This is a genomic window from Rhodococcus jostii NBRC 16295 (genome assembly GCF_001894825.1).
GTDB lineage: Bacteria > Actinomycetota > Actinomycetes > Mycobacteriales > Mycobacteriaceae > Rhodococcus_F > Rhodococcus_F jostii.
This window is the reverse complement of record NZ_BCWY01000017.1, coordinates 96887-116524: the sequence shown is the minus strand read 5'-3', so window position 1 is coordinate 116524 and position 19638 is coordinate 96887. Positions and strand designations below refer to the sequence as shown.

Below are 19638 nucleotides of genomic sequence, written 5' to 3'. Positions count from 1 at the left end.
AGTTCAACAGCCGCATGGCTGCAGCGATACCGTGCATGGTCCGTCCAACAGGACGGACCATGCACGGGTCGAACGGTCGATGCGGCGCGGGGAGCCAGCGGCGCCTCTGGGTCAGGTGCGCCCCTCCACTGAGGGTGTGACCGCCAGATCGTCGAGCAACCCCAAAAATGCTCGGGCACAGGGGAGGTCGGCGGTGGCCCCCGCCACGGTGGGCCAGTCGACCTGCTCGCGCAGTGCGCGGGCGACCGGCAGCATCGGCACGAAATCACACCGATGAGAACCGAGATGGCGGAGTTTGTCGATCATCAGGTCGGTTCCGCTGAGGACCGGTGCCCAGATCTGCTCGATCCGCATCGTCTCGGCCCGTTCGAGGAGTCCCTCCCCGGTCCCGGTGGAACAGGCCGGATACAGCAGGATGACTCGGAGATCTCCGCCGACGAACTGCCGTGACCCGAGCCGGGGGAAAGCGATGGACCGCATCCCACCCGCAGCCAGCGCGGTCCTTGCACTGGTCAGGTGATCGTCCGAGGCGATGATGGTCACCTGGTGCTCGGCCGGCGGTCCGCCGCGGGCGTACACGGCAAGGTCCCCGCCGACCGCGAACGGCACGTCGGCGGCCGAGAGTACGTTCACCGCCCGCCCCAGCGTCCGCATCAGCTGGGCTTCGCGGTCCGCGACTAGCCGAACGGTGGGGTAATCCTCCGCCCGCGGAGAGCGATGGTGCGACAGGTGGTCGGTGGTCATGACCGGTGGGTACCCGGCGTGCGCGGACCCCAACCGTGTGGTGAGCACTCCTCAGGTCGGTGGGGCAGGGACCTTCCTCGCGTCGGCGCGGTGGGCGGTGCTGAAGCGGCGTTGGTAGACCGAAGGCGTCATCATCAGCTCCCGTGCGAAGACCCGTCGTAGGCTCTCGTAGCTGGGGAATCCGGCGAGTGATGCTGCCTGCGTTGCGTTGTGGCCCTGATCGAGCAGGGCCTTTGCCATGTCGAATCGGATCAGCTCGACATATCGGGCCGGGGTGGTGGACAGCTCGTCTCGGAACAGTCTGGTGAGGTGTCGAGGGCTCAGGTTGAGGTGCCTGCCGAGTTCGGTGAGAGAGTGGTTCCCGGCGGGGTCCGCCGTCACCAGGTTCACAATTCGGCGGAGGGCTGGAGTCCGTGGGGGTGGGCCCTGCAGTGGAGCAGAGAACTGTGATTGCCCGCCCGCCCGCTGCACGTACACCACCAGCCGTCGGGCGACGTCACGCGTCAGATCGGGGCCGTAGTCTTCCTCGACCAGTGCCAGCGCCAGGTCGATGCCGGCGCTCACGCCCGCGGACGTGTACGTGGTGCCGTCGCGAACATAGATCGCATCGGGCTCGACGACGGTGTTCGGGTGCCGGGCGGCAAGTTGGTGTGCGACTTTCCAGTGCGTGGTCGCGCGCTTGCCCTCCAAGAGACCGGCCGCCCCCAGGATGAACGCCCCTGTGCAGATGGAGCCGACCCGAGCAGCACGCGTCGCCAGGGTGCCCGTGGCCTCGACGAGGTCACGGGCGATGGCGGTTCGCGGGTAGATGTCGCCGCCGGCCACGAGGAAGGTGTCGGGGGCCGGCTCTGATTCTGCGTTGCCGTCCACGGAGATTTTTATGCCGATAGACGACGCGACGTCGGCACCGGTCGGTGACAACAACACGATCTGGTAGTCGGCGCCGCAGAGATTCGCCTCCGCGAACACCTCGGCGGGGCCGGCGACATCGAGCAGTTTCACCCCGTCGTAGACAAGGACCGCGACCCGATGCGGGTGGGGGCTCGAATGCACGCTCACCGCCTGTCCGGATTCGGGTGATTCATGGCCGGACCGAGGCGGCGCCGGACGCTCGATAGAGGGCACCGTAGAGGGACGGACACACCGTCCGTTCTACAACATCGAAACGTGAAAGTGCAGGGCCCATGACCGAGATCATCGCAGGAGTAGCGATCCCCCAGACGCCGGCGGCGGCAGAAGCCACGAGCTTCGTCCAGAAGATGACGAGCCCCCTCATCTTCCATCACTCACGGCGCGTGTTCATCTTCAGCATGCTCCGTGCTCACGCGCTCGGCCTGCAACCCGACCCCGAACTGCTCTACCTCGCCGCGCTGTTCCACGACACGGGCCTTTCCACCCCCTACTCCGACGTCGAGCAGCGGTTCGAGCTCGATGGCGCTGACCATGCCCGCAAGTTCCTGCTCGATCGCGGTTTCTCCGACACCGCCACCGAGGTGGTCTGGACGGCGATCGCGCTGCACACCACGCCGGGCATTCCCGGCCGGATGGGAGCAGAAGTCGCCGCCACCAATTTCGGTGTCCTGACCGACGTCGTCGGGCTGGGTCTGGGGGAACTGAACCGAGAGCAGGTGGAGGAGATCACCGCTGCCCATCCGCGGGGCGACTTCAAGAACGAATTTCTGCGAGCCTTCGTCGACGGGCTCAGCCACCGGCCGGACACCACCTATGGCACCGTCAATGCTGATGTCCTGGAGCACTTCGTACCCGGCTTCCGCCGCACGAGCATGGTCGATCGCATCATGGGGTCGGTCTGGCCCCAGTGACCAGCTCCACCGCGACACACCGCGTGTTGAAAGGAGGTGCCGTGGGCGCGATCCGAGCTGCCCTCACACTTCATGCACGTTCGTCAGAATGAATCCATCCCGCGACTGCTCGACCACCACTGTGGAAAGGACACCATGCCCAGCGTGAATCTCGGCAAACAGCACCCCACCGTTTACCAGAGCTTGATGAAGATGGACGCGGAAGTGAGGGCCGCCCTGGAAACAGCGGGAGTGGACCCGCTTCTCGTGGAGTTGGTGAAGATTCGCGTCTCGCAACTCAACGGCTGCGCCTTCTGCCTTCGCCTGCACGCGCGCGACGCCCTCGCCAAGGGTGAGACGACGGATCGACTCGCGGTCGTCGCAGCGTGGTGGGAGGCGCAGTACTTCAGCGCCCAGGAGCGGGCAGCGCTCGCTCTCGCCGAACAGGTCACAGCGCTCGCCGTTCCGGAACGGCGGACCTGGGATGACGGCTCCCTCACCGACGTACAGGTGTCCGCGATCAGCTGGCTTGCGACCGTGATGAACGCCTGGAATCGGGTTGCGATCACCAGTCATTACCCGGTGGCGCCGTAGCCTGAGGGATGCCGGGGCTCGCTCGTTCGCTGCTAGGTTCGCTCGACGGCGAGACCGGGCCACAGTGTCGCTGCGACCTTTTCGGCTAGGTCTTCCCGATCGCTGTCGCCGCGGAGGAAGGCAGCGTAGTAGCTGCCGAAGCATAGGGTGGCCACGGTATGGGTATCGATGTCCTGTCGTACTTCGCCACGACTTTGCAGATCCTTCAGCACCCCTTCGACCAAATTGACCCGTGGCTCCACCGCGTGCTCGCGCACAATCTCGAGCAGCTCCGGGGTTCGGAAGGTCTCGCCCATGAAGTTCCCCATGAGGATCATCGCGTCTGGATTGAAGTAGCAGGGATCGACCCGCCGAATCGCCTCGGCGAAGGCTTCGAACGGGCGCAATTTCGCGAGTTCCAGGTCCGGGTAGGTCGCGCGCTGTGCGCGGAAGCCGAAGTCGAGAGCGTCTACGACGAGTTCGAATTTTCCTGGCCACCGCCGGTAGAGGGTGGGGCGAGTGACGCCCGCATCTGCTGCTATATCACCCAATGTCATCTTGGAGTACCCGTCGACGACAAGGCGTCGACGGGTCGCCTGGATGATGGCGTCGTCGAGGCTCGGGTCACGGGGCCGGCCTCCGCGGGTGCCGGTGTCGGCTTCTGAATCCTTGTGCGGGTCTGTTCTGACTGCTTTCTCGGTCATAGCCACCCCGATCACCTTGTTTCTGTTACAATGAGCGATTGTAACCTATCGGGTAGTGCGCGTCGCACATACTTCAGGCTCGGCAGATTCTTGCTCGTGGGGCAGTAACAACGGCGCCGAGGCCGATGCCTGCCATGGCGATCACCACCCCACCGTAGATCCTCGTGGTATCGACGAGTCCGATGCGTCCGACAAAGTACCCGGCGATCAGTGCCGGGGCGCTGTTGGCGAGGTAGGCGATCATGTAGATGCTCGACAGGAGTCCGGCGCGTTCGTGAGGCCGTGCGAGGGGCATGACAGTGTGAATTGTGCCTTGAAACCCTGCGCCGAATCCCACGCCGGCAACCGCTGTTCCCGCGAGAAGCGTTACAGATGAGGTAGTTTCGGCACCTACGAGTGTGATTGCCACGCCGGCGACGAGCGCGGCTGCGCCGACCGAGAGGATTCGGTGGGGTGCTACATTGCGCAACAGGAAGACCGCGACAGCACCGGTGCCGGTGAGGGTGGCCACCATGATCGCCCCGATCAATGACGAGTGGACGCCGAGCGTGGTGCGTGCAAGCGATGGTCCCAGCGAGAGGTAGAAGCCGCCCAACGCCCATACTGCGATCAGGCACGGGCTGGCCCGTAGGAGCATGTGGAGGGCACCGGCGGGGACCGCAAGGGCGGGGCGAACCGATGCCAGGGCTCCGGGCTGTCGTGCCGCGGTTTCCGGTATGGCGCAGATTCCGACGATCTCGAGAGCGAACAAGGCGAAGAACACGAGGAATACCGTGCTGGTGGGCCGGGGTAGGTGCTCGCTGATGAGGCTGGATCCGATTGCCCCCAGAGCGAGACCTGCCGGGGCGGCGATGCTGTTGACGGTAACGCCACGGCCGGGAGTGCGCTCGAGGTCGATCAGTGCGGCGCCGAGCGCACTGATCGCGGCACCGGTGGCGAGGCCTTGTACGACGCGAGCCACGAGGAGTAGTCCGATCCCGTCTGCGGACGCGAAGGCAATCATCGATGCCGCTTCGACGGCCAGCGCGGTGAGAAGTACTGGCCGGCGGCCGATGTAGTCGGACAATGAACCTGCGGTGAGCAACGCCAGTAGCAGACTGGCGGCGTAGATGCCGAATACCAGCGTCGACTGCAGGGGTGTGAATCCCCATTGCGTCTGATAGAGGGCGTAGAGCGGGGTCGGGGCGGCGGATGCCCCGATCAGAGTGACAACGTCGACCGCGAGCAATGTGAAGGCGGCGGTGCGACGAAGTCCGCCGTGCCGAGGCGGCGGTTCCAACGCAATCGTCATGCAGGGACTCCTGAGGTCGAGGGGTATCGATTCACTTACGTTACACATCTTGACTGTAACGCAACTCGGTCCTAGTGTGGCTGTAGCCACAGAGAGTGGTGTGAGTCTCACCCAGGAGCGCGTCATGAATCCCAGTCAGGCCCTGATCGATCGCAGCATCCCGTTCCTCGACGAGGTCAGGAATCGGACCGCCGGCGGCGAGTTGGAGGGGTGGCTCAACACCACGTACGGACCGGGGACGGAGCTGTACGACGACCTGGCTCGCATGATCACCGAAGGCGTCGACGACGGCTGGGCTGCCAATGTCGAACTCGACGGACCGAAATATCGGCGCAGCCGGATCGCCTCGCCCAGCGAGGAGCTCCACTACTTCAGCATCACCGCGGTCTACATGAACAGCGTTTCCCGGTATCGAGGTCAGTACCACCAGCATCCGTACGGCGAACTCAACCTCGTGGTTCCGCTGGATCCCGGCGCCGAGTTGGCCGGCCCGCGCGGATGGTGCGGCGCAGGCTGGACGGCACCCGGACCGGGAAGCCACCACTACCCCGAGGTGAGGGGCGGCGCTCTGATCGCTCTGTTCTATCTGCCGGCCGGACGGATCTCCTACGACATCACGCCCGCCGTCACCGTCTGATTCAGGAAAGGGGGCGCATTCTCTATGAACAATGTGACCACCACCGCCCCGCGAGCGACTCGAGCCGTACCCGGCGCGAAGGGCCACGCGACCGTCGAGCAAGCGTTACTGAGCAGACGAAGCGTGCGCGCCTTCCTGCCGACACCGGTGCCGCGCCGCGATGTGGAACACCTACTCGAATTGGCGGCACGGTCCGCCAGCAACTCCAACTGCCAACCGTGGCAGGTCCACGTGGTCACCGGCGCAGCGAAATCGCGCCTGACTGCAGCACTTCTCGCTGCCCACGACTCCGAGGGACGCGTCAGCACTCGCGAGTACAACTACCAGCCCGAGCCGGACGGATGGGTGGAACCATTTCATGCTCGTCGACGTGCATTCGGTGAGGGCCTGTACGGCAGAACCTTGGGCATCGAGGCGACCGACTCGGCAGCCCGAGTGGGCCACCATCGGCGCAACTACGACTTCTTCGGCGCTCCCGTCGGCATCATTCTGACGGTCAGCCGGCACACGCTCGATGGTGCGCTGGTGGACGCCGGCCTGTTCCTCCAAGCGCTGATGCTCGCCGCCCGCGGCGCCGGGCTCGACACGTGTCCTCAGGCCGCATTCATCGACTTCTACCCGGTTCTGCGTGAACGCCTCGACATCCCGGACGATCAGCTGATCGTCTGTGGACTCGCATTGGGTTACGCGGACCCCGAGCACCGGCTGAGCAAACACAGCACCACCCGCGAAGCCGTCGCCTCCTTCGCCACCTTCTACGGTGACGCCCCGTAGAAAATCATTCATCGGCGTGACGATGTGCGCCCGGCCCGCCCGCACCGGATTCGAGTCCGGTGCGGGCGGACCGGTTGTGTAGCGCTCTACTTCCGGTGGCGCACGGACGATCGTTTCACGGTGATCGTCTCGCGAAACTGAATACGTCAGCGATGGTGCCGGCGCCTGGACAACGGAAGGCTCTCCGCACGTACGGCTTTGGCCCCCACGAGATTGTGGGGGCCAAAGCCATGTTCCGGGAGCGCGTTTAGGCCACCGTCTCGATCGTGGAAGGTCGATAGAACAGGAGAAGTTGGCCGACGCCGCCGAGGATCCCCAATCCGGCCGCAACGAGGAGGCCGGCCCACCCATCGGCCGGGTTGCCGCCGAACACCGCCTGATCGATGCTGATCCGTCCTGCACCGAGCATGGCAACGCACACCGCCGCTACCGCGATGACGAAGGTGTACTCCCAACCCGAGGTCATCACATAGAACCCCTTCGTGCGGTGCACCGTCCACGCAGCCACCAGCATCAGTGCCACAAACGCTGCCGCGGCGAGCGAGGTGAAGAGTCCGACCGCCAGCGCAATGCCGGCGGCGATCTCGGCCCCGGCCGCGACCCGAGCATGAAGGAGGCCGGGTCGCATGCCCAAGCCCTCAAACCATCTGGCATTACCGGCAAGTCGGCCACCGAGAAATATCTTGTGATAACCGTGGGCGGCCATCGTCACGCCGAGGCAGAGACGCAACAGCAGCACCGCGAAATCGAACGAGCTCATCGCTGTGGCCTCCCGGCGACGGCCCGGACAATGGGGCCGACCTCATCTCCGTCGGCCATCCGTGTCGGCCGGAGGCCATGCCTGACGTGTATCGACGCTGCCGGATCTTTCGTGCTCAATGGGTTCTCCTTGACGATGTTGTGAGGTGGGCCGCGGCCTCGGGGTGCCCAACGCGCCCCTCGCTCGAGGGTGAATGTGCCCCGACGATGACGAGACCCCGGCGAGCGAAGCCTACGTTCCTGTTTAATTACGGTCAACCTTTGTAACGTAATAGTGCGGACGTAGGCCTATCCGGCGCGCCTGCGAGCGCAACCCACCCTCGAGGCGTGGTCGGGGCAGGGCGTGCTGACACCTCAACTGGCTTTCCGTTACAACTATTGACTGTAATGAAAAGCACATCTACGGTTCCATCACCGGCGTCGATGCCCCTACTGCTTCCCGGTAGGCGCGGCGCGAGGACGGTCGCACGACCGAGATCAATCAACGCGCACCTCACCGAAAGTGAAATTGCAATGGCCTCTGAACTTTCGAGTTCGCACGCACCCGTAACCGGTGTCCGTGTCGGTGAACTCATCGACGGGCGGCCCGTGGGCCGCTTCCATCACCTGCTCCTCGCTCTCGCCGGCGCGGTCATGTTTCTCGATGGCTTCGACACTCAGGCAATCAGCTTTGCTGCGCCGGCCATCGGGCGGGAGTGGGGACTTTCCGTTTCCGCTCTCGGCCCCATCTTCTCCGCGGCCATCGTCGGACTGATGGTTGGCTATCTGTGCCTTGCGCCGCTCGCCCATCGATTCGGGCATCGGCGCACGGTGCTTGTCTGTACTGCGATGTTCGGGATCTTGACCCTGCAGTGTGCGCTCGCGGAATCATCGATTCAACTGATCGCACTGCGATTCCTCACCGGGGCGGGGTTGGGTGCGGCCATTCCCAGTCTCGTTGCCTTGACCAGCGAATTCGCACCCGCACGGCGACGCTCTTCGTTCGTGATGTTCATCTACTGCTGGTATGCCTTCGGCTTCGTCGCAGCCGGTGTCGTTTCCGGCATCGTCATTCCGCTGTGGGGCTGGCGCGCGATGTTCGTCGTCGGGGGCTCGGTCCCCTTGGTGCTGATGGTGTTCTTGCTTCGCTACTTGCCGGAATCTCCCCGATACCTACTCCAGCGCGGTGCCCACAATCGCGCGCACGCCATCCTGCGCCGCCTCGACCCGGACCTGCCCATCGATGCCATCGTCCTGGCGGACGCATCAGACTTCGCGCAGCCTGCCGTGCCCGCCAACGGCAAGGTGTCGGTGGTGCTCGACCTCGTACGAGGTCGCTGGTTCCTCAACACCCTCCTGCTCTGGCTTGCCTTCGTCGCGAACCTGGCAGCGTTCTATGCCATCCAGAGCTGGCTGCCGACAATCGTTGGCTCCCTGGGGGAACCGTCACGGGTGGTGATCGCGTCCACGGTTCTCACCACCGTGGGTGGCATTGCCGCGGCGATCATCATCGGCCCTGCCATGGACAGAACCAGCCCATTTCGCACGCTCGGTGTGGTCTATCTCGTCGGTGCCGGATTTGTGGCCCTACTCGGATGGGTGATCGGGGGAGGCAGCACCCGGGCGCTCCTGGGAGCGGCCTTCCTGACCGGAACGTGCGTGACCGGCGGCCAGATGAGCGTGATCGCGTTGGCGACAGTGCTCTATCCGACAAGCATGCGCTCGACCGGTGTGGGATGGGCGCTCGGCATGGGGAGACTCGGTGGTATCGCCGGGCCTCTGATGGTCGGTGCCGCGCTGGGCGTCGGTGTAGCGCCCCGCGACGTCTTCTTCGCTGTGGCGACGATCCTTGTCGTAGCAAGTATCAGCGTGCTGGCACTCGAACGGCGCGTGCGGTCACAGCAGCGCTCCGTGGGCTGATCGAAATGCCTGAGACGAGATGACGCCTCGATGTCCACGGCCATCGGGACCAGTTCGGCAACTGCCACCCGAGCTGGCCACGGCCCCTTCGCGCCACTGTCCTCAGCGATACGCATTCTGACTCGACCTGGCCATTACGAATTGCGAACAAGGAGATTTCATGTCCTTTCATTCCCGGGAACGCCTCACAGTCCTCCTCGTCCACGGCGCATGGCATGGCGCGTGGTGTTGGCAGTCCGTCAAGGAAGAATTGACCAGAAACGGGTTGGAGGTCGAAACCGTCGACCTCCCCAGCGCCAACCCTCGAGGGGGACGACGAGGAGGACTTCATGATGACGCGCGTGTTGTGCGGTCCGCTCTCGATTCGATAGAGGGGAACGTCATCGCGGTCGCACATTCCTACGGCGGCCTCCCACTGAGCGAAGGGGCAGCGGGCGCCACCAATGTTGCACACCTCATCTATCTGACAGCATTCCAGCTCGATATCGGCGAATCTCTCTGGAGCGCCATTGGGGGACAACCAACATCGTGGTTGCAGATAAGAGACGACGTCACGATGCCAACGGATACGCGAGATGTCTTCTTTGCCGATATCGATGAAGTCATCGCAGATGCTTCGACAGCGAAACTTTCGCCACAAAGCCTGTCCTCTTTCAAGGAATCACAAACTGCTGCAGCGTGGAAATCGACACCTAGCACGTACATCATTTGCGAGAACGACAATGCGATTCCGGTTCCGGCTCAGGAAGCCATGTCCGCACGGGCAGGACGTACCATACGCCTCGCCTCCAGTCACTCACCCTTCCTTTCCCGACCCAACGATATTGCGCAAATAATCACGGACCACGCAAACCCAACTCCAGCAGGATTCACTTCCTCTGGCCCCCAACCCCTAACCGCAAGAATGAAAGGCGATTGATCGCGACCCACCGCGGACGGAAAGGCGGCAGCTGAGGCGATCAACGGGGTTGCGCCGTCCGATACGCGACGGATGATCCGCACACCTCGTGCTGGCTCGTACCGACTGGGTGCGAGACGTTGCTGCGCGTGCCGATGTCCGTCCACCAGGCCGTGGGGGAGTCCAGGGTGGTACTGACGATCCCTGGGTAGTTGTCGGCAACACATCTAACGTGGAGCTATGGAACTTGGACTGCACATCGCCGACTTCACCTTTCCCGATGGCCCGTCGACCCTCGCGAACGACTTGCGCCGCATTGCCGTGACCGCCGAGGACGTGGGTTTCACCAAGATCAGCGTCATGGATCATCTCTGGCAGATCGAACCGGTGGGACCGATCGACACCGAGATGCTCGAGGCCTACACCACTCTCGGTTACCTCGCTGCCGTCACGAAGAAGATGGACTTGCTGGCCTGGGTCACCGCCGCGGTCTACCGCGAGCCGGGCCTCCTCGCCAAGGCCGTGACCACGCTCGACGTCCTGTCCCAGGGTCGTGCGTACCTGGGAATCGGCGCCGCCTGGAACGCGGCCGAGAGTGTGGGACTCGGGCTCCACTTCCCGCCCACGGCCGAACGCTTCGAACGACTGGAGGAAACACTGCAGATCTGCCTGCAGATGTGGAGCGAGAACGACGGACCGTTCGAAGGAAAGCACTACCAGCTCGGCCGCACGATGAACGTGCCGCAGCCGCTACGGCGCCCACACCCGCCTATTCTGATCGGCGGTGCGGGTGAGAAGAAGACGCTTCGGATGGTCGCGCAATACGCGCAGGCCTGCAACCTGTTCGGTGGACCGGAGGTCGCGCACAAGCTGGAGGTGTTGAAGGGGCACTGCGACGCACTCGGAACCGACTACGACGCCATCGAGAAGACCGTGATGTTCCCGCTCGACCCGGGTGCGGGCGGACAGAACGTCGACAGCCTTCTGGGTCAGCTCGAGGACTTGTCGAAGCTGGGCATCACCCACGTTCACGGATGGGTGCCTCAGGTCGCGTCGATCACGCCCCTCGAGATCTTGGGCGAGCGCGTCGTTCCGGTGATCGCGGACTGGTGATTCGACCGCTCGGTCACTGACCGGATCGTCTGAATGATCCGTCCTGAGAAGCGGGTTCTGGTGACGCTGAGGCAGGCCGCGGGTGGGTGTGGCGGGGGGATTGGATGACGTCGGCATCGGGTCGTCACCAGCGTCCTCGTCGGAATGTTGTCGACCGCGCGGCCGCGTGATAGCCACCGCGGGCGGATCTCCTCAGCGCGGGGCCCGGCCGGGTTGCTGCGAGTCCGACCGCGAGGTTGTCGAAGCGTCCCGGTTCAGCACTCACTTCTACTGGTCAACAGTGTCATTCACGTAGATGACAGTGGTCGGCTGGGCTGAATCGACACGCTGACACCGTGTGGCACCGACGGCGACGTGTAGTTTGCCGGACGTTGTCCATGGGTGAAACGAACCGATTAGTATGCGCAGTTGGTGCGACGGACGTCGGTAGTCGGCTCAGCGGCTGTCCGGACGCGCAGGGTTGGTGCGGTTCCGGATCGAACGAGGGTGGTTCTGGTGGAGTTTCCGATGTTGTCCAAAGGGCAGAATCTGTCGCTGCCTGCTGATGTGGAGCAAGTCGACGTGGTGCTCGGGTGGACCGAGTCGGACGTCGAGGTCGATGCGTCCGCACTGTTGTTGAACGCGGATGGGAAGGTCCGCTCGGATGCGGATTTCGTGTTCTACAACCAACCGGAGTCGTCGGACGGGTCGATCCGGTTCCTGGGCACGAGCGGTACCGAGGAAGGCGCGCAGGCGAGGATTGCAATCGACCTGTCCGCCGTGCCGGAGGACGTGCACACCGTGGCGTTGGCCGGCAGCATCGGGTCCGGTAGCTTCGGGGATCTCGGGAAGCTCGCTCTACGCGTCGTCGACGGGGCCGGGCACACCCTTGCCGAGTACGTCACCGCCGATGCCACAACCGAGTCGGCGTTCGTGTTCGGTGAGGTGTACCGCCGCAACGGTGAGTGGAAGGTCCGGGCGGTGGGGCAGGGCTGGGAGTCCGGGCTGGCGGGTTTGGCCACGGATTTCGGTGTCGACATCGATAACGACACGGATCCCGAACTCGCCGCCACCCCTGATGACTCATCCGACCATGGCGAATCCGCCGAAGCGGTGGCGCACGGCTCCGCTGGCGACGCCACGCAGCTGGTGCCCGAACTGCCCACCACACCCGCCGCACCGGCGGCACCGGCGGCACCGGCGGCACCGGCGAAGGCGAAAACCCGGGGCGTCCGCACCGCCAAACGAATCGTGAAGAAGTCGAAGCCAGTCGAATTCGTACTCGCCGAACACGACACCTGGCAGCCGGCGCGGTTGTTCTCGGTCATCGGCGTCGGAACCGGGGAGGAACAGGAACGTAGGGCAACCTCGGCGTTGATCGCCACCATGCAGGCGGTGCGCCCCTTCGCACGCGCGGTGTGCGCCCGGATGGGGGCCCCGGCCGGTGCCTTCGAAGGATATGTGGAGGTGGCGTACGAGCGGGGTGAGACGAAGGTGATCCCCGACGCCGTGCTGAAGGTCTCCCGCGGCAGCCGGTTGTGGACCGGTCTGCTCGAAGTCAAGACCGGCAACGGCAAGCTCAAGAAGGAGCAGCTCGAGAACTACCTCGACGTGGCGCGGAAGAATAAGTACGACGTGGTGGTCAGCCTGTCGAACGACGTCCCCGCCTCCGCCGGTGAGCTCCCGGTGGAGGTCGACCGCCGCAAGCTCGCCAAGGTCGCGCTTCGCCATTTGTCGTGGGCGGAGGTGGGTCATGAGGCGCGGATGTTGCTCTCGCACGGCGGGATCGACGACGATCTGCAGGCCTGGATTCTCGCCGAGTTCCTGCGCTACCTCGATCATCCGCGCTCGGGGGCGGCCGAGTTCGTCGACATGGGCCGGCACTGGGTGACCGTCCGCGACGCGGTCACCGCAGGCACCCTGCGCGCTGGGGACCAGAAGGCTGTCGCCGTGGCGGACACCTGGGTGTCGCTCTCACGTCATCTCGCGTTGCGGTTGACCGCTGAGCTCGGTGTCACCGTCAAGCACATCCTGCCCCGCCGCCACGGCAGCGACCCGGCTGCTCGGAATGCGGCGGTAGCGGAAAGATTGGCGACGGATGGGGTGTTCGAGGCGGTGCTGCGGATCCCGGAGACGGCCGGGGATTTGGGGGTGATCGCGGATGTGCGGACCAACAAGATCCGCTGCCGCACCAGCGTGGAAGCGCCGAACGAGGGAACGTCGGGTCGTCGGCTGTCGTGGCTGCTCAGGCAACTCAAGGACGTACCCGGGGATGTACAGGTCGAAGCGGTGTACTCCGAGCGAGGCAACGAAGCGTGCGAGCATCTCGATGCGGTGCGAGCGGATCCGAAGGTACTCACCGACGGCCGGGCCGGGGAGATCGTCTCCTTCTCCCTCGAGCAGTCTTTCCCGATGGGCGGCCGGCGGTCGGGTACCGCCGCGAGTTTCATCACCAGCGTGACGTCGTCGACCGAAGCCTTCTACGGGACCGTGGTGCAACAACTACGGGAATGGGTGCCCGCCGCACCGAAGCAGACCGAACAACCGAGAACCGACACCGCCGAAGCCGAAGGCGACTAACGGATCTGAACGCGTCGGCTACCCGACCACGTCCACCATTGCACCGACTATGAGTGGGCGACCTGCGGAAGCCCAATGCGTCGATTGCAGGAGGCTGCGACCTGCGCAAGAGGCGTCCTCGATCCCAGACCTAGCGCGTGGAAGGTTAGGAGGCGGCGACTGAAGGTGACGAAACTGCAGTCGCCACAGCGACAATGGGTACGAGTTCGCGTGCGGGCTCACTTTGTGAGGCCCTACGCCCGGCGCCGTTCGCTGCCGCAACCGCCGCTACTTGCGGCCCGCCGCCCACTTCATGCCCCAGCCGTAGGTCTTGTCGAGATCTGCTTGGCTACCTTCGACGTACTTCACCTCGCGCGTGACGGTGATGCCCTGTCCGGTGTTGTTCAGCATCGCGATGGCGCAGATGCGAGCGGAGCTGTTCGACGAGTCGAGTCGAACCTCCACCTCGGGACCGCTGGTGGGGTAGAGGGTGACAACACCATCCACGGCCGCCCAGTTGGGGGCACCGTCGTAGATCATCGCGAAGATGAGGATGCGCTTGAACATCTCCGGTCGGTCGAGGTTGATATGCATGTTCTCGCCGCCGGTGACCGTGCCGGTGCGGTCGTCGGCGTCGAGCTTGATGAACGGCGGGTCCTGGAGCGAACCGAACGTGTTGCCGAGTGCCTGGACCACGCCCTTCGACCCGTCGGCGAGTTCGTAGAGGCAGCCGAGGTCCAGGTCGATGCCGTTGTTGCCGCCCGCGGCGGCCGCGAGCTTCGCAAAGAAGCCAGCCTTCTTCGACTGCGGTGTCGCGCCCGTCGACCAGTTGAGGTTGACCCGCATCGCACCCTGCCGCTCACCTGACTTTGTGAGGCTGACCGACGGCGCAGCCTTCGACAAGGTCACCTTGCTCAGATTGACCCCACCCTGCGGTACTGCAGGAGTGGACGGGCGGCGGGTGTAGTCGATTGCCACAGGGGAGAACCTTCCGATTGACTGACCGGGTCGTGTCCGACCGTTGTCCGATTTGCACGATTTCGGTCCAGAGTAGCCGCAGTCGTGCGCGACGCACTTCAGCCGGCCACGGTCACCCTGAATCCCGCGCACCCCACTCGATCGCCGGGCAGGTGTCCATCACCATGGCGACGCCCGTCGCGGTCGTTCGCTGGAAGGCAGCCTCGTCGATCACGCCCAATTGGAACCAGACGCCTTTCGCGCCTACCTCGACTGCCTGGTCGGCGAACTCCCCGGCGGCCTCGGATTTGCGGAAGACGTCGACGACGTCGATGGTGAATGGGACGTCCGCGAGGGTGGCGTAACCCTGCTCGCCGAGCACCGTCGGCGCATCAGGATGGATCGGGACGATTCGTTTCCCCCGGCGCTGCAACAGCTCCGCGATCCGGTACGCCGTCCGGTCGGGATTACCGGAGAGTCCGACGATCGCCCAGGTGTCCAAGTCGTCAAGTATCGACGACACGGCGTCGGGGTTCTGCCATGGAGTGCTCATAGGCGCAAAACTACTACTCGGATGCTTCGCAGAGATATCGGAATGCCATCCGACTTCCCGTGAATCTGAGCGGTCGAACGCGTCCGAGAGAATCGGGATGGCCTCGCTGGGTGCACACCGGCGATACGCGACAGCGAATCCGGCAGGTCGAGTTCAAGTTGTTTTAAGCACTTCAAGCGGAGTCAGTCGCAGACATCCCGCGACCCTCATACGCCTCTATGTGATTACAAGGAACCATCCCGACGCTCGCTGCGTTTCGCGTGATGGACGCCCGATCGCCGAGATCCGCTCGCGGCGTTTAGTCAGGATCGATACTTGTCCTAACAGTCCGCTACTGTCGGTCTGTTGGGCGGGAAGGCTGAGTACGTGGAGGAACAGTTAATGGCGGATATTTCTCAGGGTACCGACGTCGCACCGGATTTTGATACACGTCTGCGTAGCGAGGCGATGCGATTTCTAGCAGTCCGCACAAATGACGGTCTCGATTCGATCAGCAGACAGGAACTGCTCGACTTCACTATCGACGGCGAGATGTTTCGATTGATGGATCCCACTCGCGGCATTCGCAAGCCACGCCAGCTCTCCTCCGCACTGTCGATTAGCACCACGTACCGTCGCGCTGGTGAAGAACGACCGTACGAGGATACTGTCGGTGCAGATGGGCTCCTTCGCTACAAATGGTCGGGGAAGGATCCCGAGAACATGGACAACCGGGGTCTTCGTGCGGCAATGGAGCTGAAGGCCCCGCTCATCTGGTTCTATGGCGTGGGTCCGAGCCGCTTTCAGCCCATCTACCCTGTATCCATTGTCGCTGAAGAAGCTGAGCAGCACCAATTCGTTGTCGCAACGGAAGTCGCGCGTGATTTGCACCGGACAGAATCGCCTGTGGAGGAGCATCTCCGCCGATACATCGTGGCGGAGACCAAGCGACGATTGCATCAGCCTGTCTTCCGGTCCACTGTGATGCGCGCGTACGACACCCGCTGCGCGGTGTGCGCGCTCGGGCATAGCCAACTTCTGGACGCGGCGCACATTGTCCCAGATACCGATGAAGGGGGTATCGCTTCTGTCCGAAATGGTCTGGCAATGTGCAAGATTCACCATGCAGCCTTCGATGCCCGCATTCTGGGCATTCGGCCGGACCTTGTGGTTGAAATTCGACAGGACCTGCTCATCGAGATTGACGGACCGATGCTCGAATATGGGTTGAAGGAACGACATGGTCAGAAGCTCATGGTAATTCCATCTGTGCGGGCCGAGCGGCCAGACCGGGAACTGCTTGAGGCGAGCTACGACAAGTTCCGATCGGCGGGGTAGCCCGTCCATCGGCGCGAATTTCTTCGGATGCATGTTCGAGCGTTCGAGTACGCCGGCGGGCCTAGTTGAAGCGAATGGGATGCTGTCTGGCCCGAGGTCCAGACAGCATCCGTTTCCACGGCCGCGTTCGGGACGTAGGGGCTACGAACTCTGCGAAATGTTAGCCCAATCGCAACTCTCCCAATGTCGGCGTAGAGCGTCGCGGTCCGGGTGATGGCTCGGGTTCTCGGGCAGCCTCAAGGGCTTGCCCTCGTGACTTCCGTACTCGGTGTGAATGAGGTCAGGTCCGACCCGTATCCGCACGTCCTGGTCGATGGTTATGCGTTGGAGGTCGAACAGCGTGTGAATATCGGCGCGAAGTAATAGGCCGTTGGTCACGTGATTTGTGTGGACCCCGTAGTAGCGGTCGATGTGTGCCGCCTCCAATACGGCGAGAACCGTTGATCCAGTAACTGCACAGGTGCTGTCGTAAGAATCAATCAGGGAGTTGCGAAATTGCCCCTGTCCTTGACGTACTGCGATGTCTCTCTGCGCACGTTTGCGTAGATCGTCACCGGGTGCATAGGCAGCGAGGCCGTCCGAAAAAGCCTGATCGAAATCGGGCTCCTTTTCGAACAAACCGCGCAAATACGCCCGTCCCTTCGGGTCCTTCACCTCGATGCGACCATTGCTCGCCGGCACCGTGATTCCGGTAGCCGCGGCCATCTCCTTCCATCGTGGCTGTCGCACCGGTGCTGAGCTCTGCGACTCCAATGTAAAGCGCCACCGGTATCCTCCGGTTGCCACGTCATGCCAGTGAGCAGGTGGATGGGACGAGGTCAATTCGAACGTTGCGGAGGTCGCTCGTGCGCATCCGATGAGACCCGTACCCGCCATCCAGAAGGAGATGTCATCGGCCGGTTCGATCTTGGTGCGCGGCCGCGTATCCCAAAAACCATCTTTCTGCGCCAAGTCCCAGTGATCTGGGAAGTCCTTCGATATGACCAGTGCCCATGCAGTCAACGCTCATGCGCCTATCCCGTATCGCACCGGGTAGAGGCATGTCCTGAAGCGGAAGCGTCTACGTACATCTCATACTGTCTGCCACTTGTGTGGCGGGCGTGGGAGATAGACGTGTGTCACGGCTACCCGCATTACCGTGCGGTGGTGTGGGTTTGACCGTGTCCCACACCGACGCTTGTGGTGCAGGAACATGCTGTTTCGGATTCACCCCCAACCGCTGTGTCACGTCAGGGAGGCTGTGGCGGACCCGGCGGTGCCGTGGTCTGCTCGGGGTGGGACCGTTCTTGTCGCGGCACCGGCGCACCGGTGCATGTTCGGCGACCCGGATCGCGGGCGTCTGCCCCCGCCTACGGGTGGGCTTGTTTCTGCCGAGCAGTGCGCGTTTGGCCAGGTTCACCCCGGCGACGTGGTCGCGGTTGCCGCCGACCCGGCAGCGTGAACACCACGCGGTGTGGTAGCCGCCGGGTCGGGAGAGGGGTTCGTCGCAGCCCGGACATTGTGCGGAGGATCCTCGGGCGGGCACCGAGACCACTGTGATTCCGACCCCTGCGGCGGTGTGGGCCAGGGCGGCGACCGCTTGGCGGCGGGCGGACTGCGCGGCCCGGTTGTTGTTGACCCGTCCGTGTCCGCGGGTCTCGAGGGTGGTGAGATCCTCGACCGCGATCACCTGTGCGCCCGCGGCGGTGGCGTAGTCGGTGGCCTGGCGGGCGAAGTGGAACGCGAGTTCCCGGTTGACCTTGCCTCTCTTGGCGCCTACCGCCTCGCGGTGGGCGTCGAGGACGGCGATCTTCGCCTCCAGCTCGGCGCGGACCTCGGGTGGGGCGGTGGCGGACAGTTGCGTCAACCGGGCCGCCTTGGCGTGCAGCAGCTGCCCCTCGGCTTGCAGGCGCGCCAGTTTGATCCCGAGGCCGCGGTCGTCGTAGGTCCAGCCCCGGTAATCCGAGGACAACCCGCCGGAACCCTCTGCCACGATGGCGGCGGCACCCAGAGTGGTCGGGGACCAATCGACCCCCATCGCCATGGTGGTCGATTCCAGGTCGGCTGCGGGGACGAGTTCGGTGGCAGCGCACCGCCAGAGCAGGCCCCGGTGGTCGAGGACCAGGGTCGGTAGGTGCCAGTCGGTGATCGTCCGGCCGTGCAGGTGCTCGGGGATGGTCGCGGTGAGCCGGACACTGCGCCACTGCGCCCGCCCCGCCGGGGCGGGGCAGGTCGGCAGCTTCACCGTCAACACCAGCTCACGGTCTGCCATGGTGATCTGCGCGAGTTGCCGGTCGGCGGAGGAGATTCGGGCCATTGCCGCCATCCGGGGTGGTCCCTGTATTTCGGTGATCCGCAACGGGACGGCCGGTGCCCCGCCGTCCCTGCGTGAGCGTGCGGCGAGCTGACGTCGCACGCCCCGGAGGAAGCCCGACGGCACATAGTCGCTATGTTCGGTCGGCGGCGCCACAACCCCGGTGTCCGGGTCGAATCGGGCCGAGAGTGCCGTGATCGCGGTGTCCCGGTATGCCAGGGTCCGCAGGGTGGCCATCACCTGCGCCGTCACCACCCGCGTGACCCGCGACGGCACATAGACGCCGTCCGGGTAGATCGGTGTCCAGCCGAGGCGGGCCGCGGCAACGTGACCCTGTGCGGGCAGCCTGCGGTCCTGGCGGTCGCGGCCGGCGGCGAGGACATCGAACGTCGCCGGCTGCCACAGCCGTGACACCAACTCGGCGCCGGCCGCGGTGATCAGGTCGAGCAGCCACCCCACCCGGGTGTCGACGTCGTCGAGGCCGATCGGCTCCCCGGTCGCGTCATCGACCGCCATGTGGGCGCGGGTGGTGAACGCGAACTGCCGCGGCGCGGTCGATCCCGGCCCGGTCATGCTGGTCGACCAGGAACGAAGGGCAGTCGAACGAACCGGGTCTCGCCCAGCTGACGGCAGTAGTCGCGGCCGCAGCAACCAATTCCGAAGGTTTTGCGGATGCTGTCGCATCCGGAGGTGTGGAGCGGCCAGGTGCTGTGATCGCCGGGATCAACTCTCACAACCCGCAAGGCCGACAGCTCTCCACCGGAGAGATCGTCCGCCGATGCCCCC

18 protein-coding genes are annotated in these 19638 nt (G+C 64.3%); 9 read left to right on the top strand and 9 right to left on the bottom strand.

Annotated features, from left to right (window positions below; all coding sequences use genetic code 11):
- Positions 1-111: 111 nt before the first annotated feature.
- On the bottom strand, positions 112-744 hold the full coding sequence (locus RJ1_RS14025) for a hypothetical protein (protein WP_073360815.1): 633 nt from the start codon (positions 742-744) through the stop codon (positions 112-114).
- 51 nt (positions 745-795) lie between these two features.
- Entirely contained in the window at positions 796-1869 is a 1074-nt protein-coding gene (locus tag RJ1_RS14020; protein ID WP_073360764.1) for a GlxA family transcriptional regulator, read from the bottom strand.
- Between the two features lie 59 nt (positions 1870-1928).
- Here RJ1_RS14020 and RJ1_RS14015 point away from each other — a divergent pair, with 59 nt between their 5' ends.
- On the top strand, positions 1929-2567 hold the full coding sequence (locus tag RJ1_RS14015) for an HD domain-containing protein (protein ID WP_073360762.1): 639 nt from the start codon (positions 1929-1931) through the stop codon (positions 2565-2567).
- A 135-nt stretch (positions 2568-2702) separates the two neighbouring features.
- The gene (locus RJ1_RS14010; protein ID WP_073360814.1) at positions 2703-3140 is read left to right on the top strand and encodes a carboxymuconolactone decarboxylase family protein; all 438 of its coding nucleotides are present in this window, start codon (positions 2703-2705) and stop codon (positions 3138-3140) included.
- A 32-nt stretch (positions 3141-3172) separates the two neighbouring features.
- On the opposite strand, the gene RJ1_RS14005 is transcribed toward RJ1_RS14010, so the two are convergent.
- Positions 3173-3823, bottom strand: a complete 651-nt coding sequence (locus RJ1_RS14005) for a TetR/AcrR family transcriptional regulator (RefSeq protein ID WP_073360761.1) — start codon at positions 3821-3823, stop codon at positions 3173-3175.
- Between the two features lie 73 nt (positions 3824-3896).
- Positions 3897-5114 (bottom strand): MFS transporter, encoded by a 1218-nt coding sequence (locus RJ1_RS14000; protein ID WP_073360759.1) that lies wholly within the window; start codon positions 5112-5114, stop codon positions 3897-3899.
- Between the two features lie 124 nt (positions 5115-5238).
- Here RJ1_RS14000 and RJ1_RS13995 point away from each other — a divergent pair, with 124 nt between their 5' ends.
- Both RJ1_RS13995 and RJ1_RS13990 read left to right on the top strand, forming a co-directional pair.
- Positions 5239-5751 (top strand): DUF4863 family protein, encoded by a 513-nt coding sequence (locus RJ1_RS13995; RefSeq protein ID WP_073360758.1) that lies wholly within the window; start codon positions 5239-5241, stop codon positions 5749-5751.
- 24 nt (positions 5752-5775) lie between these two features.
- Positions 5776-6525, top strand: a complete 750-nt coding sequence (locus RJ1_RS13990) for a nitroreductase (RefSeq protein ID WP_073360756.1) — start codon at positions 5776-5778, stop codon at positions 6523-6525.
- A 247-nt stretch (positions 6526-6772) separates the two neighbouring features.
- Here the strand turns inward: RJ1_RS13990 and RJ1_RS13985 are convergent, their stop codons facing one another.
- A complete protein-coding gene (locus tag RJ1_RS13985; RefSeq protein WP_073360755.1) occupies positions 6773-7285 on the bottom strand; it encodes a DoxX family protein in 513 nt (170 codons plus the stop codon).
- Between the two features lie 326 nt (positions 7286-7611).
- On the opposite strand from RJ1_RS13985, the gene RJ1_RS13980 reads away from it, so the two are divergent.
- The 4 genes from RJ1_RS13980 to RJ1_RS13965 all read left to right on the top strand — a co-directional run bounded on the left by RJ1_RS13980 (position 7612) and on the right by RJ1_RS13965 (position 13753).
- Complete coding sequence (locus RJ1_RS13980; RefSeq protein ID WP_338049563.1) at positions 7612-9183, top strand: MFS transporter; 1572 nt, start codon at positions 7612-7614, stop codon at positions 9181-9183.
- Between the two features lie 160 nt (positions 9184-9343).
- A complete protein-coding gene (locus tag RJ1_RS13975; protein WP_083400471.1) occupies positions 9344-10102 on the top strand; it encodes an alpha/beta hydrolase in 759 nt (252 codons plus the stop codon).
- 219 nt (positions 10103-10321) lie between these two features.
- Complete coding sequence (locus RJ1_RS13970) at positions 10322-11194, top strand: LLM class F420-dependent oxidoreductase (protein ID WP_073360751.1); 873 nt, start codon at positions 10322-10324, stop codon at positions 11192-11194.
- A 495-nt stretch (positions 11195-11689) separates the two neighbouring features.
- Positions 11690-13753, top strand: coding sequence for a TerD family protein (locus tag RJ1_RS13965; protein ID WP_073360811.1), 2064 nt, complete (start codon positions 11690-11692; stop codon positions 13751-13753).
- Between the two features lie 267 nt (positions 13754-14020).
- Here the strand turns inward: RJ1_RS13965 and RJ1_RS13960 are convergent, their stop codons facing one another.
- Both RJ1_RS13960 and RJ1_RS13955 read right to left on the bottom strand, forming a co-directional pair.
- Entirely contained in the window at positions 14021-14710 is a 690-nt protein-coding gene (locus RJ1_RS13960) for a TerD family protein (protein ID WP_073360750.1), read from the bottom strand.
- A gap of 112 nt (positions 14711-14822) precedes the next feature.
- On the bottom strand, positions 14823-15242 hold the full coding sequence (locus RJ1_RS13955) for a CoA-binding protein (RefSeq protein ID WP_073360748.1): 420 nt from the start codon (positions 15240-15242) through the stop codon (positions 14823-14825).
- Between the two features lie 345 nt (positions 15243-15587).
- Between RJ1_RS13955 and RJ1_RS13950 the strand changes: the two genes are divergently transcribed.
- A complete protein-coding gene (locus RJ1_RS13950; RefSeq protein ID WP_255284881.1) occupies positions 15588-16559 on the top strand; it encodes an HNH endonuclease in 972 nt (323 codons plus the stop codon).
- Between the two features lie 141 nt (positions 16560-16700).
- Here RJ1_RS13950 and RJ1_RS13945 read toward each other — a convergent pair whose 3' ends face one another.
- Together RJ1_RS13945 and RJ1_RS13940 are read right to left on the bottom strand one after the other, a co-directional pair.
- On the bottom strand, positions 16701-17264 hold the full coding sequence (locus tag RJ1_RS13945) for an HNH endonuclease (protein ID WP_240319750.1): 564 nt from the start codon (positions 17262-17264) through the stop codon (positions 16701-16703).
- 355 nt (positions 17265-17619) lie between these two features.
- On the bottom strand, positions 17620-19425 hold the full coding sequence (locus RJ1_RS13940; RefSeq protein ID WP_073360744.1) for a zinc ribbon domain-containing protein: 1806 nt from the start codon (positions 19423-19425) through the stop codon (positions 17620-17622).
- Positions 19426-19638 lie beyond the last annotated feature (213 nt).